The 23194-nt window shown below is 73.8% G+C and carries 24 protein-coding genes; 14 read left to right on the forward strand and 10 right to left on the reverse strand.

The annotated features are described in order from the left end of the window. Positions 1-24 precede the first annotated feature (24 nt). Positions 25-702, forward strand: a complete 678-nt coding sequence (locus NP048_RS08445; RefSeq protein WP_227578554.1) for a thymidine kinase — start codon at positions 25-27, stop codon at positions 700-702. A 22-nt stretch (positions 703-724) separates the two neighbouring features. Here NP048_RS08445 and sepH read toward each other — a convergent pair whose 3' ends face one another. Then, complete coding sequence (gene sepH, locus NP048_RS08450; RefSeq protein WP_227578555.1) at positions 725-1816, reverse strand: septation protein SepH; 1092 nt, start codon at positions 1814-1816, stop codon at positions 725-727. 200 nt (positions 1817-2016) lie between these two features. Between sepH and NP048_RS08455 the strand changes: the two genes are divergently transcribed. Both NP048_RS08455 and NP048_RS08460 read left to right on the forward strand, forming a co-directional pair. After that, the gene (locus NP048_RS08455) at positions 2017-2844 is read left to right on the forward strand and encodes an inositol monophosphatase family protein (RefSeq protein WP_256769465.1); all 828 of its coding nucleotides are present in this window, start codon (positions 2017-2019) and stop codon (positions 2842-2844) included. 220 nt (positions 2845-3064) lie between these two features. Further along, positions 3065-3364 carry a DUF4193 domain-containing protein gene (locus NP048_RS08460; RefSeq protein WP_089798812.1) on the forward strand — a complete coding sequence of 100 codons (300 nt, stop codon included), beginning with the start codon at positions 3065-3067 and terminating at the stop codon, positions 3362-3364. Between the two features lie 25 nt (positions 3365-3389). Here NP048_RS08460 and NP048_RS08465 read toward each other — a convergent pair whose 3' ends face one another. Beyond that, complete coding sequence (locus tag NP048_RS08465) at positions 3390-3941, reverse strand: DUF3093 domain-containing protein (RefSeq protein WP_227578557.1); 552 nt, start codon at positions 3939-3941, stop codon at positions 3390-3392. Positions 3942-4049: 108 nt separating this feature from the next. Between NP048_RS08465 and dut the strand changes: the two genes are divergently transcribed. The 4 genes from dut to NP048_RS08485 all read left to right on the forward strand — a co-directional run bounded on the left by dut (position 4050) and on the right by NP048_RS08485 (position 6549). After that, positions 4050-4553: a dUTP diphosphatase gene (dut, locus tag NP048_RS08470; protein ID WP_227578558.1), complete on the forward strand. Its 504-nt coding sequence runs from the start codon at positions 4050-4052 to the stop codon at positions 4551-4553. A gap of 115 nt (positions 4554-4668) precedes the next feature. After that, positions 4669-5403, forward strand: coding sequence for a DUF3710 domain-containing protein (locus NP048_RS08475; protein WP_227578559.1), 735 nt, complete (start codon positions 4669-4671; stop codon positions 5401-5403). After that, positions 5400-5768, forward strand: a complete 369-nt coding sequence (locus NP048_RS08480) for an OB-fold nucleic acid binding domain-containing protein (protein WP_227578560.1) — start codon at positions 5400-5402, stop codon at positions 5766-5768. Before NP048_RS08475 ends, NP048_RS08480 begins: the two co-directional genes overlap by 4 nt. A 4-nt stretch (positions 5769-5772) precedes the next feature. Then, on the forward strand, positions 5773-6549 hold the full coding sequence (locus NP048_RS08485; protein ID WP_227578561.1) for a DUF3159 domain-containing protein: 777 nt from the start codon (positions 5773-5775) through the stop codon (positions 6547-6549). On the opposite strand, the gene NP048_RS08490 is transcribed toward NP048_RS08485, so the two are convergent. Beyond that, positions 6482-7156 (reverse strand): potassium channel family protein, encoded by a 675-nt coding sequence (locus NP048_RS08490; RefSeq protein ID WP_227578562.1) that lies wholly within the window; start codon positions 7154-7156, stop codon positions 6482-6484. The two genes, NP048_RS08485 and NP048_RS08490, sit on opposite strands and share 68 nt — an antisense overlap. Continuing rightward, positions 7153-7803, reverse strand: a complete 651-nt coding sequence (locus NP048_RS08495) for a potassium channel family protein (RefSeq protein ID WP_227578764.1) — start codon at positions 7801-7803, stop codon at positions 7153-7155. Before NP048_RS08495 ends, NP048_RS08490 begins: the two co-directional genes overlap by 4 nt. A 127-nt stretch (positions 7804-7930) precedes the next feature. Here NP048_RS08495 and NP048_RS08500 point away from each other — a divergent pair, with 127 nt between their 5' ends. The 4 genes from NP048_RS08500 (at position 7931) to acnA (ending at position 14607) form a co-directional block, all read left to right on the forward strand. Next, the gene (locus NP048_RS08500) at positions 7931-9934 is read left to right on the forward strand and encodes an APC family permease (RefSeq protein WP_227578563.1); all 2004 of its coding nucleotides are present in this window, start codon (positions 7931-7933) and stop codon (positions 9932-9934) included. Next, positions 9924-11186: a class I SAM-dependent RNA methyltransferase gene (locus NP048_RS08505; protein ID WP_227578564.1), complete on the forward strand. Its 1263-nt coding sequence runs from the start codon at positions 9924-9926 to the stop codon at positions 11184-11186. The genes NP048_RS08500 and NP048_RS08505 overlap by 11 nt, the downstream gene beginning before the upstream one ends. A gap of 117 nt (positions 11187-11303) precedes the next feature. Further along, positions 11304-11480: a translation initiation factor 2 gene (locus NP048_RS08510; RefSeq protein ID WP_227578565.1), complete on the forward strand. Its 177-nt coding sequence runs from the start codon at positions 11304-11306 to the stop codon at positions 11478-11480. 307 nt (positions 11481-11787) lie between these two features. Beyond that, entirely contained in the window at positions 11788-14607 is a 2820-nt protein-coding gene (gene acnA, locus NP048_RS08515; RefSeq protein ID WP_227578566.1) for an aconitate hydratase AcnA, read from the forward strand. An 84-nt stretch (positions 14608-14691) separates the two neighbouring features. Here the strand turns inward: acnA and NP048_RS08520 are convergent, their stop codons facing one another. Beyond that, positions 14692-15588 (reverse strand): aminoglycoside phosphotransferase family protein, encoded by an 897-nt coding sequence (locus NP048_RS08520; protein WP_227578567.1) that lies wholly within the window; start codon positions 15586-15588, stop codon positions 14692-14694. Between the two features lie 14 nt (positions 15589-15602). Beyond that, a complete protein-coding gene (locus NP048_RS08525; protein WP_227578568.1) occupies positions 15603-16613 on the reverse strand; it encodes a LacI family DNA-binding transcriptional regulator in 1011 nt (336 codons plus the stop codon). A gap of 179 nt (positions 16614-16792) precedes the next feature. Between NP048_RS08525 and NP048_RS08530 the strand changes: the two genes are divergently transcribed. After that, complete coding sequence (locus NP048_RS08530; RefSeq protein ID WP_227578569.1) at positions 16793-17956, forward strand: Gfo/Idh/MocA family protein; 1164 nt, start codon at positions 16793-16795, stop codon at positions 17954-17956. Positions 17957-18055: 99 nt separating this feature from the next. Continuing rightward, positions 18056-19138 carry a Gfo/Idh/MocA family protein gene (locus tag NP048_RS08535; RefSeq protein WP_227578570.1) on the forward strand — a complete coding sequence of 361 codons (1083 nt, stop codon included), beginning with the start codon at positions 18056-18058 and terminating at the stop codon, positions 19136-19138. Positions 19139-19147: 9 nt separating this feature from the next. Here NP048_RS08535 and NP048_RS08540 read toward each other — a convergent pair whose 3' ends face one another. From NP048_RS08540 to NP048_RS08555, 4 genes are read right to left on the reverse strand one after another with little or no spacing between them, the layout of a single operon-like run. Further along, the gene (locus tag NP048_RS08540) at positions 19148-19606 is read right to left on the reverse strand and encodes a phosphotransferase (RefSeq protein ID WP_227578571.1); all 459 of its coding nucleotides are present in this window, start codon (positions 19604-19606) and stop codon (positions 19148-19150) included. Further along, positions 19603-20283: an NUDIX hydrolase gene (locus NP048_RS08545; RefSeq protein ID WP_227578572.1), complete on the reverse strand. Its 681-nt coding sequence runs from the start codon at positions 20281-20283 to the stop codon at positions 19603-19605. Before NP048_RS08545 ends, NP048_RS08540 begins: the two co-directional genes overlap by 4 nt. After that, positions 20280-20993, reverse strand: coding sequence for a type 1 glutamine amidotransferase (locus tag NP048_RS08550; RefSeq protein ID WP_227578573.1), 714 nt, complete (start codon positions 20991-20993; stop codon positions 20280-20282). The genes NP048_RS08545 and NP048_RS08550 overlap by 4 nt, the downstream gene beginning before the upstream one ends. Continuing rightward, positions 20990-22444, reverse strand: coding sequence for a GuaB1 family IMP dehydrogenase-related protein (locus NP048_RS08555; RefSeq protein WP_227578574.1), 1455 nt, complete (start codon positions 22442-22444; stop codon positions 20990-20992). The genes NP048_RS08550 and NP048_RS08555 overlap by 4 nt, the downstream gene beginning before the upstream one ends. 87 nt (positions 22445-22531) lie before the next feature. Between NP048_RS08555 and NP048_RS08560 the strand changes: the two genes are divergently transcribed. Continuing rightward, positions 22532-23140: a DUF4126 domain-containing protein gene (locus tag NP048_RS08560; RefSeq protein WP_227578575.1), complete on the forward strand. Its 609-nt coding sequence runs from the start codon at positions 22532-22534 to the stop codon at positions 23138-23140. Positions 23141-23194: the final 54 nt, after the last annotated feature.

A 23194-nucleotide genomic window follows, 5' to 3' on the forward strand; every position in this document is an offset into this window, starting at 1 on the left:
CGTGCGCGGGGAGGGCTGAACGTCGTGGCCGAGCTGGTGTTCTTCTCCGGGACGATGGACTGCGGCAAGTCGACGCTCGCGCTGCAGATGCACCACAACCACGCGGCGCGGGGACGCGACGGCGTGCTGTTCACGCGGCAGGACCGCGCAGGCAACGCGACCATCTCCTCCCGCCTGGGCCTGCAGCGTCGCGCGGACGAGGTGGACGACACGACGGACTTCTGGGCCGAGGTCGTCACGCGTCGCACCCGCGGACGCCCCGTCGACTACCTCGTCGCCGACGAGGCCCAGTTCTACACGGCCGCCCAGGTCGAGCAGCTCGCGCGCGTGGTCGACGAGCTGTCGGCCGACGTCTTCGCGTTCGGCATCACCACGGACTTCCGGGCTCGGCTCTTCCCCGGCTCCGCCCGGCTCGTCGAGCTCGCGGACCGGGTCGAGGTGCTCCAGGTCAGGGCGCTGTGCTGGTGCGGCTCACGGGCGACCCACAACGCGCGCACGGTCGACGGCATCATGGTCGTCGAGGGCGACCAGGTGGTGGTCGGCGACGTCGGGGCGGCGGTGGGTGAGGCGGCCTACGAGGTCCTGTGCCGGCGGCACCACGTGCGTCGGATGACCGCCCGTGTGGCGCGTGCGACGGGACCGTCGGCGCAGACGCTGCTCTTCGACGACGGCGACGCGCCGTCCGGCGACCCCGGCCGCTGATCGCGCGAGCCGGCCCCGGGCGTCACTCGGGCTTGGCGCCGAAGACGATCTCGTCCCAGCTGGGGACCTTTGCCCGCGTCCGTCGCGGCCGGCGCTCGGGGGCCGCGGGATGCCCGTCGCCCCCCGCAGCGGCGTCATCGTCGGCGGCGGCCGACGCGGGGGCGGTCGCGTGCGTGCTCGCGCCGCCGCGCTGCGCCCGGGGGGACGACGCCCTCTCGCCGCGAGGCGGTGTCAGGACGACCGCCTCCTTCGCGGGGTCCGCGTCCACCGGGTGGGCGCCCGGTGCACTCGCCTCGTCCACCGTGCCGGTCGGTTCACCGGTCACGGCGCCCGGTGCGAAGTCGAAGACGTGCTGCGGGCCGAACCCCTCGAACTCCTCGTCGTCACCCTCCAGGTCGAGCGGCTGGCGCACACCACGACGCGTCCGCAGCTCGTCCAGGAGCGCGTGCGTCGGCTCGTGCTCCGGCACCGCAGTGAGGGCCTCGACCGCGGCGAGGTCGAACACCACGTCCTGCACCGCAGCGAGGTGGCGGCGGGACACGGGCTCGTCGAGCTCGGTCTCGGACAACCAGCGCGCCTCGTCCTCGTCGGCGACGACGTTGCGACGCACCGGGTCGTAGGTCCACCGGGCCAGGTGCGGCTCGTCCGAGACGACGAACCTCGCCAGGACGGTCCACGGCCCCGCGCCCTCGCGCGCCGCGTCCCACGCGAGCGACCCGACGTCGACGCCGCGCGCCGCCAGGCGGTCGGTCACGAGGTCCCCGAGCACCGGGGCGCCCGAGTCGCGTCCGACGCGCGTGGCACGGGCCTGCTCGGCGATGTACTCGCGCTCCGCCAGCACGGGACCCTCGTAGCGACGGACCGCCTCGACGGGCACCCCGGCGGCGTCGGCGACCTCCTGCGCGGTCGCACCCGCCCGGATCCGTGACTGGATCTCGCGCGGGCTCAGCGCGCTCGCCTGCTCGGCCCGCAGCTGCTCCAGCTGCGGTCGGTCCCGGCGCACCGCCGCCCGCAGCGGGTCGTCGATGCGCAGGCGGAAGCGCTGCCCGTCGGGCGCGACGACGACGAGGTGCTCCCCGTCCTCGTGCAGACCGACCAGCTCCAGCTCACCCATGCGACCTCCTCGGGCTCCATGGGCGAGCCTGCCACCTCGCGGGCCGGAACGCGCGCACGTTCGTCGGTGTGCCGCGGCCCGACGCCGCGAGCCCGGGTGCCGGACCCGGCGACCCAGGCGCGCGCGGTGGGTCGCACGCGCTGCGGCAGGATGGTGGCGTGACCCCATCCCGTGAGCCGGCACCGGCCGGTCATCCACCCGTGTCCGAGCTCGTGGCCGTCGCCGAGCGCATCGCGCGCGAGGCCGGCCGACTCGTCCTCGAGGGCAGGCCCGAGACCGTCGGCGTCGCCGCGACCAAGTCGAGCGCTGTGGACGTGGTGACCGCGATGGACCTCGCGTCCGAGGACCTCGTGCGGCGCATGCTCGCGGAGCTGCGCCCCCACGACGCGATCCTCGGCGAGGAGGGCGGGCACCGCTCGGGCACCTCGGGCGTGACCTGGGTGGTGGACCCGATCGACGGCACCGTCAACTACCTCTACGGGCTGCCCGCCTACGCCGTGAGCGTGGCGGCCGTGGTGGGCGAGCCGACCCCGGCGACCTGGACCGCGCTCGCGGGCTGCGTCCACGCGCCCGCCACGCGCGAGACGTGGACGGCGGGCCGTGGGCTCGGCGCGCACCTGGACGGCCGGCGCCTGACCGTCGCTGCCGCGCCGCCGCTCGGCGGCTGCCTGGTCGGCACCGGGTTCGGCTACGTGGCCGAGCGGCGCCGCGCGCAGGCGCGCGTGCTGGCGGCCGTCCTGCCGCGGGTCCGCGACGTGCGACGCATGGGGGCCGCGGCGATCGACCTCTGCCAGGTCGCCACGGGCCGGCTCGACCTCTACTACGAGCGCGGGCTGCAGCCGTGGGACCTGGCTGCCGGGGCACTCGTCGTCACCGAGGCGGGCGGGGTCGTCGCGGGTCTGCGGGGCGCGCCGGCAGGGTCGGGTATGACCGTCGCGGGAGCCTCGGAACGCGTCGCCGAACTGGCCCGGATCCTTGAGGAGCAGGAGGCCGACGCACCCGACGGACCGGGCGGCGAGAGCGGGTGAACCGGGTGCCCGACGGCCCGGAGGTCAGGGGCGTGACCTGCACGAATGTCCGTTTCGCGGGTGGCGCTGGTCACGTTCGACCACATGGTCACGCGTCCGTGTTCGCATCCGCGCCCGCGGTGATGCAGAATCCGTCCGCGCGGGGAACAAAACGCTGGTGCAGCGAATTGATCTCGCGTACCACGACACTGCTGCAGAAGACGGAGTGTGACGCTCACACATGGCAACCGACTACGACGCCCCGCGCAAGACCGAGGAGGACCTGAGCGAGGACTCGCTCCAGGAGCTCCAGGCTCGGCGCTCCGACAAGAACTCGGGCGTGGTGGACGAGGACGAGACGGAGGCTGCCGAGGGCTTCGAGCTCCCCGGCGCCGACCTGTCCGGCGAGGAGCTCTCCGTCCGCGTCCTTCCCCGCCAGGCCGACGAGTTCACGTGCTCGAAGTGCTTCCTGGTGCACCACCGCAGCCAGCTCGCCTACGAGCGCGACGGCATGCCTGTGTGCTCGGAGTGCGCGGCCTGATCGCCTCGACCACCTGACCGGCCGGTCACCCCTCGGGGTGGCCGGCCTTCGTCGTCGGTGGGGTCTCGACGCGGGTCCCTCCGAGCGCCGCGACCAGGTCGGCGGGCCGCCGCGTCGACACGATCCAGTACGGCGTCGGGTCCTGCGGGTCACGGACCTCGACGCGCACGGCCGTCCCGATCCAGGAGCGCAGGCACGCGAAGGCGCGGGCGTCGAGCGCCGGCCCGAGCTCGGTGCGCAACGCCGCCCGGTCGAGCACCCGGGGCGCGGCCAGGAGGCGCACGGGGATGTGCGCGGTGCCGGCCCGCAGCGTGCCCCGCTCGACCTCGACGCGGGGGGTGGTCAGGACCGCCGCCGCCAGCCCTCCCAGCAGCGCGAGGACGCCGACCACGAGCGAGAGCAGCGTGTCGACCGGGAGGAACGCGGCGCCCAGGACGGCGGCGAAGGTGACGACCGCCGCCCACCCCAGCGGTCCGGGCCACAGGCGCTCGTGGAACCCCGACCGACCCGCGGGTGCTGCCGCCGTGACCGGTGACCGCTCGTCGTGGGGCGTGGCGGGCTCGCGTGAGGTGGTCATGGCACCAGGATCTCATCGCCGGGGACGTCGTCGCTGCGCGCATCCGGGCGGTCCGTGCGGGCCGGTCCCGGTGCCCGTGGCGTGCTGGGCGCGGTAGGGTCGGCCCCCGTGACAGCGACCAGCCATGCAGGCCCCGACGACGCCGACGAGGGCGTGCAGGTGCTGCTGCGCCGGCTCGACCCGGACCTGCCCGCACCGACCTACGCGCACCCCGGCGACGCGGGTGCCGACCTCGTCGCGCGCGAGGACGTCACGCTGGCGCCCGGAGCGCGCGCCACGGTCCCGACGGGCGTGACGATCGCGCTGCCGCCGGGGTACGCGGCGTTCGTCCACCCCCGGTCCGGCCTCGCGTCGCGGCACGGACTCACCGTCGTCAACGCCCCGGGGACGGTCGACGCCGGCTACCGCGGCGAGATCGCCGTCACGTTGCTCAACACGGACCGCGAGCAGGCGATCACGCTGCGTCGCGGCGACCGCATCGCGCAGCTCGTGGTCCAGCGGGTCGAGCACGCCCGGTTCATCGAGGTCGAGGCGCTCCCGGACTCCGTGCGGGGCGACGGCGGGTTCGGCTCCAGCGGTGGCTGGGCGGCGGCGGAGGCGTCCACGGCGTGACCGCGGAACGGCCGTCGGCCGGATGCGGAACTACTGTCGTCACGACCGACGTTGAGGGTCATGAGGACGTCGTTGCAGGGCGAGGGCGCGTGAGCGCCGGTCGGAGGAAATGAACGTGGGTCTGTTCCGTCGTGGCCCCAAGGAGGGTGGCCCGGCTGACGCGCCGGCCGACGTCCCCCAGGACGAGCCGGAGGGCGTCGAGCCCGGGGACGATCTGGAGGAGGGGGAGGACCTGGGCGCGGGTGTGCGCGGCCCGTGGGATGCCGAGGGGACCTTCCCGGCGATGCCCCGCGTGGACCTCGGCGCCATCCAGCTGCCCTCGCTCGAGGGCATGGAGGTGCGGCTCGAGGTCGACAAGGCGACGAACGTGGTCTCGGCCGTCGCGGTCCTCCTCGAGGGCTCCTCGCTCCAGCTGCAGGCGTTCGCCGCGCCTCGCAGCGAGGGGATCTGGGACGAGATCCGTGACGAGATCGCGGCCTCCATCACCCAGCAGGGCGGCACGGTCGACGACCTGCCCGGACCGTTCGGCCGCGAGCTGCTCGCACGGCTGCCCGTCCGGACGACCGAGGGACGCACGGGCCACCGGCCGGCGCGGTTCATCGGCTGCGACGGCCCGCGGTGGTTCCTGCGCGGCGTCCTGACAGGGCGCGCCGCCGTGGAGCCCGACGCGGCCGGCACGCTGGAGAACCTGTTCAGCCAGGTCGTCGTGGTGCGGGGGAGCGACGCCCGGCCCCCGCGGGACCTGCTGCCGCTGCAGCTGCCCGGGGGAGCGGCACCGCCTCCTCCGCCGTCCGCCGACCCCCGGCTCGCACCCCCCGAGCGCGGGCCGGAGATCACGGAGATCGGATGACCGTCGCCGACCGCGTGCGCAAGGCGCTCGCCTCGCAGGCCGAGATCGAGGCCGACGAGGAGCGCGCCGACGCCCTGCGGGTCCCGGGATGCTGCCCGGTCGCCGCGCTGCCGCACCGCGAGCGCGCCAGCGTCTCCGGCGTGCTGCGCTCGGTGACGTTGCGTCCCCGCGACGGCGTCCCGGCGATCGAGGCCGAGCTCTACGACGGGTCGGGCGCGCTCGACCTGGTCTGGCTCGGGCGTCGACGGATCGCGGGGATCGAGCCCGGCCGACGGCTGAAGGTCGACGGCATGGTGTGCCAGGTCGCAGGACGTCGCACCGTCTTCAACCCGCGCTACGAGCTGCGCGCACGACCGGGAGAGTGAAGCCATGAGCGGGACGACGGGCGAGCGCAACGGCGCACCGGGGGACGACGAGCCGGTCATCCTCGACGCGGTCGACGACGTGGTCCCTCCCGAGGAGGGCGGGGCCCGCGGGCTGCGGGCGCTGACGGCCGACGAGTTCTCCGCCGCCGACGCGGTGGGCGGGGTGCGCGGCGTCGTCGAGGCGGTCGCACCCGGGCTGCTGTTCGTCGTGGTGTACATCGCGTCGGGGCAGCAGCTGCGCCCCGCGCTGATCGCGGCGTCGGTGGCGGCGGCCGCGGCGGTCGTCGCCCGCCTGGTGCAGCGCACACCCGTCACCCAGGCGTTCTCGGGTGTGCTCGGCGTCGGTATCGGCGTGGTGTGGGCCTGGCGGACGGGCGACGCGAGCGACTACTTCGCGTACGGGCTGCTCGTCAACGTGACGTACCTGGTCGGGACGCTCGTGTCGGTCCTCGCCGGGTGGCCGCTGGTCGGACTGGTCATGGGGATGTTCAGCGCTCGCGGACCGCTCGGCGGGGGGCCCTGGTCGGCAGCCGTCGAGTGGCGGCGCGACCCCGTGCTGCGCCGCCGGTACTCCCTGGCGACGTGGCCGTGGGTCGGGATGTTCGGGCTGCGGCTGCTGGTGCAGCTGCCGTTGTTCCTGTCGGACGAGGTCGTGTGGCTCGGTACCGCGAAGCTCGCGATGGGTCTGCCGCTGACGGCCGTGGCGCTGTGGATCAGCTGGATGCTGGTCCGCGGGTCAGGAGGCGCTCGAGAGCCTGCTCGTCCACGTCACGACCCGTGACGAAGAGCAGCTCGTCGCGCCCTTCGAGGGTGTCGTCCGGGCTGGGGGTGAGCGGACGCGCGTCCCGCACGATGCACGCCAGCACCGTGTCGGTGGGCCACTCGACCTCACCGATGCGGACGCCCGCGAGCGGTGAGCCCTGAGGCAGCGTCAGCTCGAGGATGTTCGCCTTCGACTGGTGGAACGTGAAGATGCGCACGAGGTCGCCGACGGCGACGGCCTCCTCCACCATCGCGGTCATGATCCGCGGCGTCGAGACTGCGACGTCCACGCCCCACGCCCCGTCGAACATCCACTCGTTCTTCGGGTTGTTCACGCGGGCGACCGTGCGCGGCACCCCGAACTCCGTCTTGGCCAGGAGCGAGATCACGAGGTTGGCCTTGTCGTCGCCGGTGGCGGCGACCATGACGTCGCACTCGTCCGCCCGCACCTCGCGCAGCGTGGGCAGCTCGCACGCGTCGGCCAGCAGCCAGTCCGCGTCCGCGACCTGCGCGACGCGCATCGCCGACGGCTGGCGGTCGACCAGCGTGACCTCGTGGTCGTGTGCCAGCAGCTCACGTGCGATGGACCGGCCGACGGAGCCCGCCCCGGCGATGACGACCCTCATGAGCCCGCCACCGGCGGTGCGGTGAGGACGCGTTCGACTGCCGGCGCCTCGTCGACGCGCAGCAGCATGTGCACGACGTCGTTCTCCTGCAGGACCGAGCCCTCGGCGGGCAGCAGGCCGTCGCCGTAGCGCGTGACGTACGCCACGCGGGCCCCGGTGGCGTCCTCCAGCGCCCGCAGCGGCCGGCCCACCCAGGAGGGGTGGACGTCGACCTGCGCCAGCTGGATCTTGCCGGAGGCGTCGCGGTGCTCGTCGGTCATCCCCATCGGGAGCATGCGCCGCAGCACCTGGTCCGCCGTCCACCGCACGGTCGCCACGGTCGGGATGCCGAGCCGCTGGTAGATCTCGGCGCGGTGCGGGTCGTAGATGCGGGCCACGACGTTCTCGACACCGAACGTCTCGCGCACGACGCGCGCCGCGAGGATGTTCGAGTTGTCGCCGTCGGAGACCGCGGCGAACGCGTAGGTGTCGTCGATGCCGGCGGTGCGCAGGGTGTCGCGGTCGAATCCCAGCCCGGTGACCTTGTTGCCGGAGAACGCGACGTCGAGGCGGCGGAAGGCGTCCGGGTTCTGGTCGATCACCGCGACCGAGTGCCCGCGGGACTCCAGCGACTGCGCGAGGGTCGCCCCGACCCGTCCGCATCCCATGATGACGAAGTGCACAGCCGGTCACGCTATACCCCGCTCGCGCCGACGCGCAGCGGACCGGCCCGCCAGAAGGCTGCTGGCCCCATCACATGTGCCGGGGCACCCGGCAGGCATACGATCGCTGATCGTGTCGGACCTCGCAGACGCCGCCAAGCGGCTCGTGCTCGGCCGACCGGTCCGCAGCGACCGGCTCGGTCACACCCTGCTCCCCAAGCGTGTCGCCCTACCCGTCTTCGCGTCCGACGCGCTGTCGTCCGTCGCGTACGCCCCCGACGAGATCCTGCTGACCCTGTCGTTGGCCGGGCTGTCGGCCCTGACGATCTCGCCGTGGGTCGGCGTCGTGGTGGCGATCGTGCTGCTGACGGTGGTGGCGTCGTACCGGCAGAACGTGCACGCCTACCCGTCGGGCGGTGGCGACTACGAGGTCGCGTCGGTCAACCTGGGTCCCCGGGCCGGCGTGACCGTCGCGAGCGCGCTGCTGGTCGACTACACGCTGACGGTCGCCGTCTCGATCTCGGCCGGTGCGCAGTACGCCGCGACCGCGGTGCCGGCGCTGCGGGGCCACGAGACGGCGTTCGCGGTCGGTCTCGTCGTGTGCCTGGCCCTGGCGAACCTGCGGGGCGTCAAGGAGTCCGGCAGCGCGTTCGCCATCCCCGTCTACCTGTTCATGGCGGCGATGGGATCCCTCGCGGTGGTCGGGGCGGTGCGCTACTTCACCGGCGGGCTGCCGCCCGCCGAGAGCGCGACGCTGGACGTGGCAGCCGAGGCGGGCTTCGACCAGGGCCTCATGGGGCTGGCGGGCGGGTTCCTGGTGCTGCGTGCCTTCGCGTCGGGCTGCGCCGCACTGACGGGGGTGGAGGCGATCAGCAACGGGGTGCCCGCGTTCCGCAAGCCGAAGTCACGCAACGCGGCGACGACGCTCGCGCTGCTCGGCGGGATCTCGATCTCGATGATCATGGCGATCCTGCTGCTCGCGCAGGCGACCGGCGTGAGGTTCGCGCAGGACCCTGCGACGCAGCTGCTCCGCGACGGGGTGCCCGTGGGCGAGGACTACGAGCAGCACCCCGTCATCAGCCAGCTCGCGGCCTCGGTCTTCTCGGGCGTCGACGTGCTGTTCGTCGCCGTGTCGGTGGTGACGGGTCTGATCCTGGTGCTCGCGGCCAACACCGCCTTCAACGGCTTCCCGGTGCTCGGCTCGATCCTGGCGCGCGACGGCTACCTGCCCCGCCAGCTGCACACGCGCGGGGACCGGCTGGCGTTCTCCAACGGGATCATCACGCTGGCCGCCGCGGCCGTCGCGCTCATCTGGGTCTTCGACGCGCAGGTCACGCGCCTGATCCAGCTCTACATCGTCGGGGTCTTCGTGTCCTTCACGCTGTCGCAGCTCGGCATGGTGCGGCACTGGACCCGCAAGCTGCGCACCGAACCCGAGCCGGGCGTCCGGACCAGGATGCGGCGCTCGCGGGTCATCAACGGGATCGGCCTCGGGATGACCGGCACGGTGCTCGTCATCGTCCTGCTCACCAAGTTCACGCACGGCGCCTGGCTGGCGATCCTCGCGATGGGCATGGTCTTCGCCGCGATGCAGGCCGTGCACCGGCACTACACGCGCGTGCGGGCCGAGCTCGCTCTGGACGACGACCTGCAGGCGGCCCGCGCGCTGCCCAGCCGGGTGCACGCGGTGGTCCTCGTCTCCCACCTGCACCGCCCGACCATGCGCGCGCTGGCGTACGCACGCGCGTCGCGGCCCAGCGTGATCGAGGCCGTGACCGTCGGTGTCGACCCCGACGAGGTGTCCGCGCTGCAGGCGCAGTGGGAGGCCGCGGACCTGCCTGTCCCGCTGAAGGTCCTCGACTCGCCGTTCCGGGAGATCACCCGTCCGGTGCTGACGTACGTGCGCTCGATCCGTCGTGAGAGCCCGCGCGACCTCGTGGTCGTCTACATCCCCGAGTACGTCGTGGGGCACTGGTGGGAGCAGCTGCTGCACAACCAGAGCGCGTTGCGGCTCAAGAGCCGGCTGCTGTTCACGCCGGGCGTGGTCGTGGCGTCGGTGCCGTGGCAGCTCGCGTCGACCGCGGGACAGACAGGGCTCGAGGACGCCGTCCGGGGTACCGTGCCGCGTGGCTACTGACTCCCTGCGTACCGGTACGACCGTCGAGCTCGAGATCGGGCCGGTCGCTCACGGCGGGCACTGCGTGGCCCGTCACGAGGGGCGTGTCGTGTTCGTCCGGCACACGCTGCCGGGCGAGCGCGTGCGCGCGCGGCTGACCGACGCGGGGCCCGAGGCGAAGTTCTGGCGGGCCGACGCGATCGAGGTGCTCGACCCGTCGCCGGACCGCGTGCCGTCCGCGTGGCCCGCCGCCGGACCGGGCGGGGCGGGCGGGGGAGAGCTCGCCCACGTCGCGCTGCCCGCGCAGCGCGTGTGGAAGGAGACCGTGCTGGCGGAGCAGCTGCACCGCCTGGCGCGGCTCGACCTCGTGCCGCGCGTCGAGGCGGCGCCCGGCGACGACGAGCGCGGCGGCCTGGCGTACCGGACGCGCATCGACCTGCACGTCGACGCCGAGGGACGCGCGGGGATGCGTGCCCACCGGTCGCACGACATCGTGCCGCTGACGGACATGCCGCTCGCGACCGAGGATGTCGCGGCGCTGGGGCTGTTCGACCGCCGCTGGCCGGCGGGTTCGCGGATCGAGGCCGTGGCACCGGCGGACGGCTCGCAGGCGATGGTGCTGCTCGACGGCGCGCCGTTCGACCTGCACTCGAACCGGCGCGACCTGCGGCCCAACGCGCGGGCGGCCGTCCGCGAGCACGTGCGGGTCGGCGGGACCGACTACACCTACCGCGTCGCGGCGGCCGGGTTCTGGCAGGTGCACCGGGCGGCGCCGGGGCTGCTGGCCGCGCGCGTGCTGGACGCCGTCGGTGACGTCGCGGGTGCGACCGTGCTCGACCTGTACGCGGGCGCAGGGCTCTTCTCGTCGCCGCTGGCGGACGCCGTCGGACCGGACGGCCGGCTCGTGGCCGTCGAGGGCGACGAGCGTGCCGTCCGTGACGCGCGCCGCAACGCGCACGACCGTCCCCAGGTCGAGCTGCACGCCGGCGACGTGGCGGACGTGCTGACGGGGCGCCGCGGTGCGGTCGCGCCGGCCGCCGCGGCCGACGTCGTCGTGCTGGACCCGCCCCGGACGGGCGCCGGGCGGCGCGTCGTGGAGGCCGTCGCCGCGCTGCGCCCGCGGCGCATCGTGTACGTGGCGTGCGACCCCGCGGCACTGGCGCGTGACATCGCCCTGTTCGGCGAGCGGGGCTGGTCGGACGTGACGGTCACGGGCTACGACCTGTTCCCGATGACGCACCACCTCGAGGCGGTCGCCGTCCTGGACCGCTGACACGCGTCCGCGCTGAGGGGCGGCGCGCCCCACGCGGGCCTAGCGTGGGGACGAGCCCGCGCGACGGGCTCCGACGGGGCGACGGGACCCGCCGAGGACCGACGACAGGAGTGCATGATGACCGCGTCGCAGGATCCCGCTGAGCGGCTCGCGGAAGCCAGCCGCATCGCGACCCAGGAGCTTCACAAGCAGGGCACGCCCGAGTACGACCCGCGCGCGCACGAGCGCGCGGTGGAGGCCGAGCGCAAGGCGGCCGAGGCGTTGCGTGCGAGCCGAAAGGCCGACGCGGGTTGACGGCCGGCTCGCGGGCGGGGGCGGTCGACGACCCCCCCGCCCGTGTCCGTGGCGTGGCGTTGCGTGCATGGACGGGGCGGGACGCGGTAGCATCTATCTCGACATCAAGATATTCGTCCTGAGGTACGCCCGGACGTCACGTCGTCGTCGCACCGCATGCAGCGAGCGCCTCCGGGTGCTGCGCCGGTACGACCGGCGCAGCCGTCCGCGGCACGGCCGTTCCGCCCGGTCCTAGGCTGGGTCGTACGCCACCCCCGGACACGCCGGGCCTCGTAACGCCCGGGCACCCGCCAGCGAAGGAGCACCCGTGAGCAGCGTCGACAGCTTCGGATCGAAGGGAACCCTGGAGGTCGGTGACGCCTCGTACGAGATCTACCGGCTCACCGCCGTCCCCGGGGTGGAGCGCCTGCCCTACAGCCTGAAGATCCTCGCCGAGAACCTGCTGCGCACCGAGGACGGTGCGAACATCACCGCCGACCACGTGCGCGCGCTCGCCGCCTGGGACCCGCAGGCGCAGCCGGACACCGAGATCCAGTTCACGCCCGCGCGCGTCATCATGCAGGACTTCACCGGCGTGCCCTGCGTGGTCGACCTGGCAACCATGCGCGAGGCCGTCGCGGACCTCGGCGGCGACCCCGCGCGGATCAACCCGCTCGCTCCGGCCGAGCTCGTGATCGACCACTCGGTGCAGATCGACGTCGCGGGCCGCCGCGACGCGTTCGCGCGCAACGTCGAGCTCGAGTACGAGCGCAACTTCGAGCGCTACCAGTTCCTGCGCTGGGGCCAGACCGCGTTCGACGACTTCAAGGTCGTCCCGCCGGGCACCGGCATCGTGCACCAGGTCAACATCGAGTACCTCGCGCGCGTCGTCATGGTGCGCGACGGCAAGGCGTACCCGGACACCTGCGTCGGCACCGACTCGCACACCACGATGGTCAACGGCCTGGGCGTCCTGGGCTGGGGGGTCGGCGGCATCGAGGCCGAGGCGGCCATGCTGGGCCAGCCCGTGTCGATGCTCATCCCGCGCGTCGTGGGCTTCAAGCTCACCGGCACGATCCCGTCCGGCGTCACCGCGACCGACGTCGTCCTGACGATCACCCAGCAGCTGCGCCAGCACGGCGTCGTGGGCAAGTTCGTCGAGTTCTACGGCGACGGCGTCGCGTCGGTGCCGCTGGCGAACCGCGCCACGATCGGCAACATGAGCCCCGAGTTCGGCTCGACGGCCGCGATCTTCCCCATCGACGGCGTGACCATGGACTACCTGCGGCTCACGGCGCGCTCCGAGGAGCAGCTCGCGCTCGTCGAGGCGTACGCCAAGGAGCAGGGCCTGTGGCACGACCCCCAGGCGCCCGGCTACGTCGAGCCGGTGTTCTCCGAGTACCTCGAGCTCGACCTCTCGACCGTCGTGCCGTCGATCGCCGGCCCGAAGCGCCCGCAGGACCGCATCGAGCTCTCGGCGGCCAAGGAGTCCTTCGCGACGACGATCGTCGACTACGTCTCCGACGCCGAGGCCGCGCCCTTCTCGGGCCTCGACGAGTCCGTCGCGGAGACGTTCCCCGCGTCCGACCCCATCGCGGCCGGCGAGCACGAGGACGACTCCGACAAGCCGGCCGACGTGCCGAGCGGCGACGCCGCGCGTCGCCCGCACAAGCGCGTGCCCGTCACCCTCGCGGACGGCACGGCGACCGAGCTCGACCACGGGCACGTCGTCATCGCGTCGATCACGAGCTGCACCAACACCTCGAACCCGTCGGTCATGCTCGCCGCGGCGCTGCTCGCCCGCAACGCGGTCGAGAAGGGCCTGACGGCCAAGCCGTGGGTCAAGACGTCGATGGCGCCGGGCTCGCAGGTCGTCACCAACTACTACGAGAAGGCCGGGCTGTGGCCGGCGCTCGAGAAGCTGGGCTTCCACCTGGTCGGCTACGGCTGCGCGACGTGCATCGGCAACTCCGGCCCGCTGGCGGACGAGATCTCGGCCGCCGTCAACGAGCACGACCTGTCGGTCGTCTCGGTGCTGTCGGGCAACCGCAACTTCGAGGGCCGCATCAACCCCGACGTGAAGATGAACTACCTCGCGTCGCCGCCGCTGGTCATCGCGTACGCGCTGGCCGGGACCATGGACTTCGACTTCGAGAACGAGCCGCTCGGCACCACCGAGGCGGGCGAGCCCGTGTTCCTGCGGGACATCTGGCCGTCGCCGGAGGACGTGCAGGCCACGATCGACGCGTCCATCGACCGCCAGATGTTCACCGACGACTACGCCGACGTCTTCGCGGGCGACGACCGGTGGCGCGCGCTGCCGACGCCCGAGGGCAACGTCTTCGACTGGGACGCCGACTCGACCTACGTGCGCAAGCCCCCGTACTTCGAGGGCATGGGCGCGACCCCGGAGCCCGTCACCGACATCACCGGCGCGCGCGTGCTCGCCAAGCTGGGCGACTCCGTCACCACGGACCACATCAGCCCGGCCGGTTCGATCAAGGCGGACAGCCCCGCGGGGCTGTACCTCGCCGAGCACGGCATCGAGCGTCGCGACTTCAACTCCTACGGCTCGCGCCGTGGCAACCACGAGGTCATGATCCGCGGCACGTTCGCCAACATCCGGCTGCGCAACCAGCTGGTGCCGGGCGTCGAGGGCGGCTTCACGGTCAACTGGCTCGAGGGCGGCACCGAGCAGACGACGATCTACGACGCGTCGCAGGCCTACCAGGCCGCCGGCGTGCCGCTCGTGATCCTCGGCGGCAAGGAGTACGGCTCGGGCTCGTCGCGCGACTGGGCCGCCAAGGGCACGAGCCTGCTGGGTGTGCGCGCGGTCATCACCGAGAGCTTCGAGCGGATCCACCGCTCGAACCTCATCGGGATGGGCGTGCTGCCGCTGCAGTTCCCCGAGGGCGAGACCGCGGACACCCTGGGCCTCGACGGCTCGGAGACGTTCGACATCACCGGCGTCACGGCCCTCAACGAGGGCACCACGCCGCGCACCGTCAAGGTCACGGCCACCAAGCCCGACGGCTCGGTCGTCGAGTTCGACGCGGTCGTGCGCATCGACACCCCGGGCGAGGCGGACTACTACCGCAACGGCGGCATCCTGCAGTACGTGCTGCGCCAGGTGGCCGGGGTCGCCTGACGCGACGCACGCAGGTGAGGGGCGTCCCGCTCGGCGGGGCGCCCCTCGCGCTGTTCGCCTGCCCGCGTGTCCGCGGGTCGAGCCTCAGCCGTGCGCGACCTGCACGGCGGTGTGACGGCCGACCTCGGCCATCAGCGGGTACTCGTCGGGGTGGGCGAGCAACACCGGCACGTAGGACGCCGCCCAGGCCCGTGCCCGGACCCACGTCGCGTCGTCCCAGCGGTGCGCCTCCTGCGTCCGGGCCACGAAGGCCGCGCGCCCGGCCGCGTCGAACGTCATCCACGCGGTGGCGAGGTCGCTCGCGGGGTCGCCGGAGCACAGGTCGCCGAAGTCGATCAGGCCCGTCAGGTGGCCGCCCGCGGCCACGAGGTTGCCCGGGTGCGGGTCGCCGTGGACCCAGACGGGGTCCCGGTCCCACGCGGGCGCTGCCAGGCCCGCGTCGAGCGCGTCGCGCAGGGCGTCGGCGTGCGGGACGTCGGCCGTCAGCCGCGCCACCATCACGTCGTACCGCTGCGCGAGGGGCACGCCCCGGTACGGGTTGGTGGGCGCGTCGGGCGGCGCGGGGTGGTGCAGCGCGGCCAGCGCGTCGGCGAGCTCCCTCGCCCAGCCGGTGCGCCCCGTGACCGGTGTCGCGGCGACAGGTGCGCCTTGCAGCCACGGCACGACGCTCCACGTCCACGGGTAGCCGAGCCCTGGGCGGCCGTCGCGGACCGGGCGGGGGACGGGCACCGGCAGCTGCTCCGCGAGGACCGGCAGCCACCGCTGCTCGCGCTCGACGAGCGTCGACGACATCTCCCGCACCGGGAACCGCAGCGCGAGGTCCTCGCCCAGCCGCCACGTGAGGTTGTCCCAGCCGAACGTGCGCCCGTGCAGCGGCAGGTGCGCGAGGTCGGGGTGCTGCTGCACGAGCAGGGCGCGGGCGAGGTCCGCGTCGACGTCGATCTCGATCTTCGGATGGCGAGGCGGCGGGGATGTCGTCACGGGGTGACGGTATGTCACGGCCGAGCGCTGCGGTCCGCGGGTGGGGCGGTGGACTCCCGCCAGACGACGGTGGTGAGCGGGGGCAGACCGTGGGGCGGCGGCTCCTGGCTCAGGGCGGCGACGAGCTGCCGCATCGCGCGTCGTCCGGCCTCGGCGCGGTCGGTGTCGACGGTGGTGAGGGACGGTGTCAGGTAGGGCCCGACGGCGGCGTTGTCCCACCCGGTGACGCTGACGTCCCCGGGGACGGACCAACCGCGCTCCGCTGCGCCACGCATCACGCCGACGGCGACGAGGTCGTTGCTCGCGATGACGGCGAGGGGCGGTGCGTCCTCGGGCAGCGACCTGATCGCGTCGAGACCCGCCTGGCCGGACCAGTCGCCCTCGACCACGCCGAGCGACGTCAGGCCGAGGCGCTCGACGGTCGCCAGGTATGCCTCACGCCGTGCCGCGGCGGACGCGTACTGCGACGGGCCCGCGACGTGGAGGAAGCGCGTGTGGCCGAGTGCGGCCAGCTGCTCGACGAAGGTCGCGACCGGTGAGGCGTCGACGAGGTCGCCGGCGGCGTGCATGTCGTCGTCGAACGTCTCGGACACCACGACGGGGACGCCGGAAGGTGCGTGCTCCACGACGGCGGGCAGGAGCGGGGTGAAGGAGAGGACCCCCTCGAACTGGCCGGACCGCGCGAGCTCGAGGACGCGCTCGGAGCGGGTCTCGACGCTGCCGTCGACGTGGAGGACGTCCATGACGTAGCCGGCGGCCTGCGCGGCGGCCGAGGCGCCCGCGAGCATGGCGGCGGGGTCGTAGGCGGGCAGTCCCATGACGGCCGCCACGCGTCCCGTGCGGCGGGTGCGCATCGCGCGGGCGGCGAGGTTCGGCCGGTAGTCCAGCTGCTCGGCTGCCCGCCGGACGCGCTCGCGCGTCGCGGGGGAGATCGACCCCTTGCCCGCGAGCACGTAGGAGACGGTCGACTGCGCCACGCCCGCCAGGCGTGCGACGTCGCGGCTGGTCGCGCGCGGTGCGTGCATGTCGGTCCTCCGCCGGGGTGGACTCCTGCCGACCGGGACTGCCCCGGCGCGGTGCGATGTCGTCACGGCTTGACGGGTGCACCCGTGACCCGCATCCTACCGTGATACGTATCACTGCTGATACGTATCACCCTCGTGTGCGTCGACAGCACGCACACCGGCACCAAGGAGCCCGGACCATGCTCAACGTCGGCGTCGTCGGGACCGGCAGCATCGCGGCAGCGCACCTCGCGGGCTACGCAGCGTTCCCCGAGGAGTGCCGCGTCGTCGCGCTGCACGACGTCGTGGCGTCCCGTGCGCACGACACGAAGGCCGCCCTCGGGCTCGGCGACGCCGACGTCGTCGGGTACGAGGAGCTCCTGGCACGCCGGGACGTCGACCTGTTGAGCGTCTGCACGCCGCCGTCGACGCACCGGCAGCTCACGGTGGACCTCCTCCTCTCGGGCAAGAACGTCATCGTCGAGAAGCCGATGGCGCCCTCGGTCGCCGCGTGCGACGAGATGCTCGCGGCCGCACGCGAGGCCGGGAGGACGCTCAGCGTGGTCGCGCAGAACCGGTTCCGCAACGACCTGGCCGCGGTGAAGGAGACGGTCGACTCGGGACTTCTCGGACCCGTGTCGCACGCCCGTGTCGACTCCGCGTGGTGGCGGGGCACGTCGTACTACGACCTCGACTGGCGGGGCACCTGGCAGTCCGAGGGCGGCGGCCCCACGCTCAACCACGCGATCCACCACATCGACCTTCTGCTGTGGATGCTCGGCCGGCCCGAGCGCGTCACAGCCGTCATGACCAACGCCTGGCACGACAACTCCGAGGTCGAGGACCTCTCGGTCGCGCTGCTCGAGTGGGAGCGGACGATCGCCACGCTGACGGCGTCCGTCGTCCACCACGGCGAGCAGCAGGCCTTCGCGGTCCAGGGCCGCGACGCCGCCGTCGCCCAGCCGTGGTCGGTGCAGGCGGAGTCCGCCCAGCCCAACGGCTTCCCGGGACGCGGCGGCAACGCCGAGCTGGTCGCCCGGATCGAGAGGCTCGCCGCCGACCGTGCCCCGCTCGTCCACGAAGGACACGCGGGTCAGGTCGGCGATGTGATGGCCGCGCTCGTCGCCGGCCGTGCGCCGGCGATCACGGGCGAGGACGGTCGCCGCACGGTGGAGGTGGTCACCGCCGTCTACCAGGCCGCGATCGAGCGTCGGCCCGTCGACCTGCCGCTCGATCCCGCGTCCCCGTGGTACACCGGCGAGGCACTGCTGGCGCGGGCGCCGCGGTACCACGAGAAGACCGGCGCGGTGGCGTCGCAGGAGGGCGTGATCTCCCTCGGCGGCTCGCCCGGCCCGCACGCCTGACGCGACATCGTCACCGGTGGTGCGGCGCGTCGAGCGCCGCGCCGATCCCAGCCCCGGCCTGCGCGCCCGCCAGGCTCTGACATCCGAGGAGCACGCCCGATGAGCAGGACCGACGGCTCGACCTACGCCCCCGACCCCGTCCCCGCCCCGGTGGTGGGACCGGGGGAGTTCACCATCGCCGCGATCGGCCTGGACCACGGGCACATCCACGGCCAGGTCGGCGGCCTGATCGGTGCGGGCGCCGAGCTGGCGTGGGTCTACGACCCGGACCCGCGCAAGAGCGAGGCCTTCGCCGCCCGACACCCCGACGTCAGGATCGCGCGCAGCGAGGACGAGGTGCTCGACGACCCCGCCGTGCACCTCGTCGCCGGCGCCGCTGTCACGTCCGAGCGCTGCGCCCTGGGCATCCGCGTCATGGAGGCGGGCAAGGACTACTTCACCGACAAGGCGCCGCTGACCACGCTCGAGCAGCTCGCGGCCGCGAAGGACGCCGTCGCCCGGACGGGGCGCAAGTACGCGGTGTACTACTCGGAGCGGCTGCACGTGGAGACGGCCGTGTTCGCGTCGCAGCTGATCGCCCAGGGCGCGATCGGGCGCGTCCTGCAGGTCATCGGCACCGGCCCGCACCGGCTCGGCACCGGACGCCCGGAGTGGTTCTTCGACAAGGAGCGGTACGGCGGCATCCTGTGCGACATCGGCTCGCACCAGATCGAGCAGATCCTGCACTACACGGGTGCATCCGACGGTGAGGTCGTCCGGTCGCAGGTCGCGAACTACCACCACCCCGAGCACCCGGGCCTCGACGACTTCGGCGACGCGATGCTGGTCATGGACAACGGTGCCACCGGCTACTTCCGCTGCGACTGGTTCACCCCGGACGGCCTGCAGACCTGGGGCGACGGCCGCTCGATCATCCTGGGCACCGAGGGGTTCATCGAGCAGCGCAAGTACATGCAGCTCGGCGAACCGCAGTCCACCGGCGGCCACCTCTACCTCGCGAACGGCGAGCAGGAGACCTCCTTCCACCTCACGGGCGAGGTGGGCTACCCGTACTTCGGCGAGCTGGTCCTCGACTGCCTGAACCGCACCGAGAACGCCATGACCCAGCAGCACGCGTTCAAGGCCGCCGAGCTGTCGGTCAAGGCGCAGGCCCACGCCGTCGACCTCACCGGGCGCGACTGAGCGTCTGCATCAGCGTTGCGTGACGCGCGCGCCGGAGCCGGGACGTGAGCGGCCGAGGCGCGTCAGTCGAGTGCGACCGGCGAGCTCGTCCGCCCACGGCGTCCGCGTCGACGGCTCGGTGGCGGCGACGACCTCACCGCCCAGCCAGGGCACCACGCTCCACACCCACGGGTAGCCGAGCCCCGGAGCACCGTCGCGCACGGGGACCGGCACGGGGACGGGAAGCCGCGGGGCGATGACGGGCAGCCAGCGCTGCTCGTGCTCGACGAGCAGGGCGGACATCTCCCGGACGGGGAACCGCAGCGCGAGGTGGTCGCCGAGGCGCCACGTGAGGTTGTCCCACCCGAACGTGCGGCCGTGCAGGCGCAGGCGGGCCAGGTCGGGGTGCTGCTCGGCAAGCAGCGCCCGGGCGAGGTCGGCGGTGACGTCGATCTCGATCTTCGGGTGCCGGGGCGACGGGGCAGTCACGGCGTGACGACCCGCTCGTGGTCCCAGGGGACCGACCAGCCCGCGGCGTCGAGCACCCCCGCCAGCACGAGCGCCGTGAAGCCCCACACGACGACGCCGCCGTCGAGCTCGAACGCCGGCGTGCGCAGCCGGCCCCGACCCGCGGTGTGCACGACGACGCCGCGGCGGGCGGGGTCCACGAGGTCGGCCACGGGCGCCCGGAACACGTCCACCGCCTCGCGGTGGTCCACCGCGACGACGCGGGACGGCACGGACCACCAGGCGAGGACCGGCGTGACGAGGTTGTCGCTCACCGGCACCGGGACGTCGGCGAGCGTGCCGAGCACGTCGACGCCGGACGGGTCGAGCCCGGTCTCCTCGACCGCCTCGCGCAGCGCCGCGCCGACCGGTCCGTCGTCCCCGGGGTCGATGCCGCCACCAGGGAACGCCACCTGCCCCGGGTGGTGGGCCAGGGTCGCGGCCCGCCGGTGCAGCAGCACGTCGAGCTCGGCGGGCACGGGCAGCACGTCCCCGTGCGCCGGCACCGCGTCCAGCACGCCGAAGAGCACGAGCACCGCCGAGCGCCGCGCAGGCGGGGTCCCGTCACCGCGCCGGAGCGGGACGCCCGGCCAGGTGACGCCCTCGCGCGCCACGCGGACCAGGTCGGCGTGCGCGTCCTCGACGGCGCGGGGTGTCACCCGCGCGCCCTGACCTGCTCGGCGAACGCACCGAAGGCCCGCGCCGACGCCGGCAGCAGGCCGGGCAGGTGGCGCGCCCCGTCGTCGCGGATCGCCGCGATCTCGTCGTCCTCCATCCCGGCGACCATGTCGGGCGTCGTGAGCCAGAGGTCGAGCATTGCCGCGTCGAGCTCCGGGTGGAACTGGAGGCCGACCGCGCTCCCGGCCCGGAACGCCTGGACGGGCGTGGCGTCGCTGGACGCGAGCAGGGTCGCACCCTCGGGCAGGTCGACCTCGTCGCTGTGCCAGTGCAGGACCGTCGGCTCGGACCCCGCGGTGCCGAGGCCGCGGAGCACAGGGTCGTCGGCGACCACGCGCACGGGCGCGAAGCCCACCTCGCGGGCGGTGCGACGGTGCAGCCGGGCGCCGAGCGAGAGCGCGAGGAGCTGGTGACCCAGGCACACGCCGAGCACCGGGACGTCGGCGTCGACGGCGGCCGCGAGCAGGGCGCGTTCCGCCGCGAGGCCCGGGTGACCGGCGACGTCGTCGGCGTCCATGGGCCCACCCATGACGACGACCCCCGACAGCTCGCTCAGCGCCGGCAGTCGTGGCTCGGCGACGTCCAGCACCGTGCGCACGCCGTACGGCACGTCCGCCAGTGCGAGCGCGATGCGGCCCGGCCCCTCGTGCGGTGCGTGCGTCAGGACGAGGACCGGGCGCACGCGGCTCACCAGCCGTCGGGCAGCGGGCGGCCCTCGTCGTACCCCGCGGCCGACTGGATCCCCACGACGGCCCGCTCGTGCAGCTGCTCGAGGTCGGTCGCGCCCACGTACGTCGCAGCCGAGCGGACGCCCGCGGTGATCTGGTCCAGCAGGTCCTCGACGCCGGGCCGGCGCGGGTCCAGGTACATCCGGGAGTGCGAGATGCCCTCCTCGTACAGACCCTTGCGCGCGCGCTCGAACGCCGACCCGCCCTGCGTGCGTGCCGCCACCGCGCGCGCCGACGCCATGCCGAAGCTCTCCTTGTACAGCCGGCCATGCGAGTCGGTCCGCATGTCCCCGGGCGACTCGTGCGTCCCGGCGAACCAGGACCCGACCATCACCTGCGAGGCGCCGGCGGCCAGCGCGAGCGCCACGTCACGCGGGTGCCGCACACCGCCGTCCGCCCAGACGTGCCGGCCCAGACGACGCGCCTCGGCAGCGCACTCGAGCACCGCCGAGAACTGCGGGCGTCCCACGGCGGTCATCATGCGCGTCGTGCACATGGCGCCCGGCCCGACGCCGACCTTCACGATGTCCGCGCCCGCCTCGACGAGGTCCCGGACACCCTCCGCCGTGACGACGTTGCCCGCCACGACCGGGACCTGCGGGTCGAGCGAGCGGACCGCGGCCAGGGCGTCGAGCATCTTGCGCTGGTGGCCGTGCGCGGTGTCGACGACGAGCACGTCGACGCCCGAGTCGAGCAGGTGCGCGGCCTTCGCGCGGACGTCGCCGTTGATGCCCACGGCGGCCGCGATGCGCAGCCGCCCCTGCGCGTCGAGCGCGGGCGTGTAGATCGACGAGCGCAGCGCACCCACGCGTGTGAGCACACCGACGATCCGACCGTCGGACACGACGGGGGAGAAGCGTCGCCGCGACCGGTGAAGCTGCTCGAACGCGTCCTCCAGGCCGTGCGCACCGCCCTGCTCGATGACCGCGAGGTCCACGGTCGTCGGGTCCGGCGTCATCACCTGGTCGACCTGCGTGAACAGGTCCACGCCCTGGCAGTCGGCCTCGGCCACGACGCCGACCGGACGGCCGTCGTCGACCACGACGGCGGCGCCGTGCGCGCGCTTGGCGATGAGCGTCAGTGCGGTGTGGACGGTGTCGTCGGGAGCCACGACGGTGGCCGTCTCGACGACGGGGTGGCGCTGCTTGACCGTCGAGACGACCTTGCGCACCACCGCCTCGGGGGTGTCCTGGGGCAGGACCGCCAGGCCGCCCCGGCGCGCCACGGTCTCGGCCATGCGGCGGCCGGCGACGGCCGTCATGTTGGCGACGACCACGGGGATGGTCGTGCCCGTGCCGTCCGCCGTGGCCAGGTCGACGTCGAAGCGCGAGACGACCTCGGAACGCGACGGGACGAGGAAGACGTCGCCGTACGTCAGGTCGGAGGTGGGTACGTGGCCGGTGAGGAAGCGCATAGGGGTCCCCTTTCCGCGTCATCCTAGCGAGAGGGCCGTGCCGCGCCGCCCAGCGGCGCACGGCCGGACGCCGGTAGTCTCGCGCGCATGCTCGTGGCGCTCACCGGTATCGGCCTGTCGGCCGCAGCGGGCCTGAACGCGTACATCCCGTTCCTGGTCGTCGCGCTGCTCGCGCGGTTCACCGACCTCGTCACGCTGCCGTCGGGCCTCGCCTGGATGGAGAGCTCGTGGGCCATCGGTGTCGGCGTGGTCCTGCTGCTGGCCGACGTCGTCCTGGACAAGGTGCCTGCGGTCGACACCGTCAACGACGCGGTGCAGACGTTCATCCGGCCCGCGACCGGCGGGATCGTGTTCGCCGCGACGTCCGCCGCCGAGGAGCTCGAGACGTCGTCGTGGGTCCAGGACAACCCGTGGCTGCCGATCGTCGCGGGCGTCGTCGTCTCCGGGCTCGTGCACGCCGGCAAGGCCGCCGCGCGGCCGGTGGTCAACGCAGGCACGGGCGGGCTCGGCGCGCCGGTCGTCTCGACCCTCGAGGACGGCGCGTCGGTCGGGCTGAGCCTGATCGCGGTCTTCCTGCCGGTGCTCGTGCTGCTCGTGCTGGCCGTGGCAATCTGGGCACTGGTGGTGCTGCGTCGGCGGTGGCGGGCGAGACGTCCGCCGCGCAAGCGGCAGGACGGACCGCTGCCCGGGATCTAGAGTGGGACGTCCGGAACCGCCGGGACACCGCCGGTCGGACCCGGCACGACAGGG

Source organism: Cellulomonas xiejunii (genome assembly GCF_024508315.1).
Classification (GTDB): domain Bacteria; phylum Actinomycetota; class Actinomycetes; order Actinomycetales; family Cellulomonadaceae; genus Cellulomonas; species Cellulomonas xiejunii.

Excerpts from the sequence above, each read along its gene's own strand:
- sepH (WP_227578555.1), bottom strand. The coding sequence starts at position 1,816 with ATGGGTGAGCTGGAGCTGGTCGGTCTGCACGAGGACGGGGAGCACCTC.
- NP048_RS08460 (WP_089798812.1), top strand. The coding sequence starts at position 3,065 with ATGGCAACCGACTACGACGCCCCGCGCAAGACCGAGGAGGACCTGAGC.
- NP048_RS08465 (WP_227578557.1), bottom strand. The coding sequence starts at position 3,941 with ATGACCACCTCACGCGAGCCCGCCACGCCCCACGACGAGCGGTCACCG.
- NP048_RS08480 (WP_227578560.1), top strand. The coding sequence starts at position 5,400 with ATGACCGTCGCCGACCGCGTGCGCAAGGCGCTCGCCTCGCAGGCCGAG.
- NP048_RS08485 (WP_227578561.1), top strand. The coding sequence starts at position 5,773 with ATGAGCGGGACGACGGGCGAGCGCAACGGCGCACCGGGGGACGACGAG.
- NP048_RS08490 (WP_227578562.1), bottom strand. The coding sequence starts at position 7,156 with ATGAGGGTCGTCATCGCCGGGGCGGGCTCCGTCGGCCGGTCCATCGCA.
- NP048_RS08495 (WP_227578764.1), bottom strand. The coding sequence starts at position 7,803 with ATGGGATGCGGACGGGTCGGGGCGACCCTCGCGCAGTCGCTGGAGTCC.
- NP048_RS08510 (WP_227578565.1), top strand. The coding sequence starts at position 11,304 with ATGACCGCGTCGCAGGATCCCGCTGAGCGGCTCGCGGAAGCCAGCCGC.
- NP048_RS08525 (WP_227578568.1), bottom strand. The coding sequence starts at position 16,613 with ATGCACGCACCGCGCGCGACCAGCCGCGACGTCGCACGCCTGGCGGGC.
- NP048_RS08530 (WP_227578569.1), top strand. The coding sequence starts at position 16,793 with ATGCTCAACGTCGGCGTCGTCGGGACCGGCAGCATCGCGGCAGCGCAC.
- NP048_RS08535 (WP_227578570.1), top strand. The coding sequence starts at position 18,056 with ATGAGCAGGACCGACGGCTCGACCTACGCCCCCGACCCCGTCCCCGCC.
- NP048_RS08555 (WP_227578574.1), bottom strand. The coding sequence starts at position 22,444 with ATGCGCTTCCTCACCGGCCACGTACCCACCTCCGACCTGACGTACGGC.
- NP048_RS08560 (WP_227578575.1), top strand. The coding sequence starts at position 22,532 with ATGCTCGTGGCGCTCACCGGTATCGGCCTGTCGGCCGCAGCGGGCCTG.